General features: G+C 73.8%; 2 protein-coding genes. Both read right to left on the reverse strand.

Annotation, left to right across the window (positions count from 1 at the left end; translation table 11 throughout):
* Positions 1 to 947: beta-ketoacyl synthase N-terminal-like domain-containing protein (locus AB0I06_RS34225; RefSeq protein ID WP_363122762.1), on the reverse strand; the 947-nt coding region annotated here is incomplete at its 3' end.
* A 61-nt stretch (positions 948 to 1,008) separates the two neighbouring features.
* A partial coding sequence (locus AB0I06_RS34230) for a phosphopantetheine-binding protein (protein WP_363122763.1) occupies positions 1,009 to 2,005 on the reverse strand: 997 nt, incomplete at its 5' end.

Consider the following 2,005-nt stretch of genomic DNA (forward strand, 5'->3'; position numbering starts at 1 on the left):
GACGCACCGTCCTGATTGACCGCACTGCCCCGCACGACCGCCAGCACCCGGTGCCCGTTGCGCACCGCGTCCGACAACCGCTCCACCACCAGCAGACCGACACCCTCCGACCACGAGGTGCCGTCGGCGGCGGCCGCGAACGACTTGATCCGCCCGTCGGGGGCGAGTCCGCCCTGGCGGGAGAAGTCCACGAATCCGCCCGGGGTCGCGGTGATCGTCGCGCCTCCGGCGAGCGCGAGGGTGGACTCCCCGCGGCGGACCGACTCCACCGCGAGGTGCAGGGCGACCAGGGAGGACGAGCAGGCCGTGTCGATGGAGACGGCCGGGCCCTCCAGTCCGAAGGTGTAGGAGATGCGGCCGGAGGCGACACTGCTGAGCTTGCCGGTCATGAGGTGGCCCTCGAGCTCGGCGGGCCCTTCGAGTCCGAGGTAGCTCTGCTCGATCACGCCGGCGAACACGGCGGTCCGGCTTCCGCGCAGCGTGGCGGGGTCGATCCCGGCGTCCTCGAACGCCTCCCACGCGGTCTCCAGCAGGACGCGCTGCTGGGGGTCCATGGCGCGGGCCTCGCGGGGCGAGATGCCGAAGAAGTCGGCGTCGAACAGGGCGGCTCCGTCGAGGAAGCCCCCCTCCCTGGTGTACGACGTGCCGGGCTGGTCGCGGTCCGTGCTGTACAGCGCGTCGAGGTCCCAGCCGCGGTCCGTCGGGAACGGGCTGATGGCGTCCCGGCCCTCGGCGGCGAGGCGCCACAGGTCCTCCGGTGAGGTGACGCCGCCCGGGAAGCGGCAGGCCATGCCGACGATGGCGACCGGCTCCGTGGCGGCCGACTCGAGCGTCTCGATGCGGTCGCGCGCCTTCCGCAGGTCGGCGGTGACCCACTTCAGGTAGTCGACGAGCTTCTGTTCCCTGGTCTGGGCCTGGTCCTGCGCACGGGACATGTCAGCGGACATGCGGAATCAGTCTCTCCTCGGTACCGGAAGGGTGGTGGGGCGGGGTGGCGAGCAGGCGGCGTCAGTCCGCGGCCCGGCCGAGCTGGGTGTCGATGAAGTCGAAGATCTCGTCCGCGGACGCGCCGGTGAGGTCCGTGACCTCCGCGTCGGCCGTGGAGGGGGAAGGCGGGCCGGCGGGTTCCGCGAGACGGTCGGCCAGCGCCCGCAGGCGCGTGGACAGCGCCAGGCGGGTCTCGTCCCGGGGCGGGCTCGCGGTGGCCAGGGCGTCCACGGACGCTTCCAGCCGGTCCAGTTCCTCGGCCGCGAAGCGAAGCGGCGCGTCCCCGGTCCCGGACGCGGCGGCCTGTGCCCGGAGGTGAGCGGCGAGCGCGGAGGGGGTCGGATGGTCGAAGACGACGGTGGCCGGCAGGGCGAGCCCGGTCTCGGCACCCAGCCGGTTGCGCAGTTCGACACCGGTCAGGGAGTCGAAGCCGAGTTCCTGGAAGGGGCGATGGGGTACGACGGCCGAGGTGTCGGGATGCTTGAGCACCTTGGCGACCAGTTCCGTGACGAGGGTCAGGAGGTACTGCTCCCGCTGCGCGTCGCTCAGCGGCCCGAGCCGCTCGGCCAGGGGCACGACCCGGGGCGCCTCCTCCGGGGCGGCGGGCACCACGGGTGAGACGGGGCTCGGGCGAGGGCCGTCGGGGGCGACTTCGTCGAGCCAGTACCGCTGACGCTGGAAGGCGTAGGTGGGCAGGGGGACCCGGCGGGCCCCGGTGCCGGCGAAGAACGCCTCCCAGTCGACGCTCACGCCCCGGGCGTGGAGGGTGGTGAGTGCCTCGACCAGGGTCTCCGGCTCGGGGCGTCCCGCACGGGTGGCGACGGTGGCGGTCAGGGCGTCGGGGTCGCGGACGGCCTGGGCGGCGAGGGCGGCCAGGACGCCGCCGGGGCCGAGTTCCAGGAGCGTGGTGACGCCTTCGGACTCCAGGGTGGTGACGGCGTCGGCGTAGCGGACCGCCTGCCGTACCTGGCTCACCCAGTAGTCGGCCGACCGCAGATCCTCCCCCTCGGCCAACCGG

The sequence above is a fragment of the Streptomyces sp. NPDC050674 genome, assembly GCF_040654575.1.
Lineage (GTDB): Bacteria > Actinomycetota > Actinomycetes > Streptomycetales > Streptomycetaceae > Streptomyces.